The following is an 821-nucleotide window of genomic DNA, read 5'->3' as shown; positions in this document are numbered from 1 at the left end:
TCACGTTTGGTACCGCGCAGCAGAACGCCCACGTTCTCACCCGCACGACCTTCGTCCAGCAGTTTGCGGAACATTTCCACGCCGGTACAGGTGGTTTTCGTGGTGTCTTTGATACCCACGATTTCAACTTCTTCACCCACTTTAACGATGCCGCGCTCTACACGACCGGTCACTACCGTACCACGACCGGAGATGGAGAATACGTCTTCGATTGGCAGCAGGAACGGCTTGTCGATGGCACGTTCTGGTTCCGGGATATAAGTATCCAGCGCTTCCGCCAGTTCGATGATTTTCGCTTCCCACTCGGCTTCGCCTTCCAGCGCTTTCAGCGCAGAACCGCGGATTACCGGCGTGTCATCGCCCGGGAAATCGTACTGAGACAGCAGTTCACGCACTTCCATCTCTACCAGTTCCAGCAGCTCTTCGTCATCAACCATGTCGCATTTGTTCAGGAACACGATGATGTAAGGAACGCCTACCTGACGACCCAGCAGGATGTGCTCACGAGTCTGCGGCATCGGGCCGTCGGTCGCAGCAACAACCAGGATCGCGCCGTCCATCTGCGCAGCACCGGTGATCATGTTTTTCACGTAGTCGGCGTGCCCTGGGCAGTCAACGTGCGCGTAGTGACGAGTCGGGGTATCGTATTCAACGTGAGACGTGTTGATGGTGATACCACGTGCTTTTTCTTCCGGTGCGTTATCGATCTGGTCGAATGCACGCGCGCTACCACCGTAGGTTTTAGCCAGAACGGTAGTAATAGCAGCGGTCAGCGTTGTTTTACCATGGTCAACGTGGCCGATAGTACCGACGTTAACGTG

The 821-nt window shown here is 55.5% G+C and carries 1 protein-coding gene; it reads right to left on the bottom strand.

The annotated features are described in order from the left end of the window. Positions 1-821 (bottom strand): elongation factor Tu (gene tuf / locus DDT52_RS20815; protein ID WP_136157997.1); only part of this gene is annotated, 821 nt, incomplete at both ends.

The sequence above is a fragment of the Brenneria roseae subsp. roseae genome (assembly GCF_003115845.1).
GTDB lineage: Bacteria > Pseudomonadota > Gammaproteobacteria > Enterobacterales > Enterobacteriaceae > Brenneria > Brenneria roseae.
This window is presented reverse-complemented; position numbering and strand designations above follow the sequence as displayed.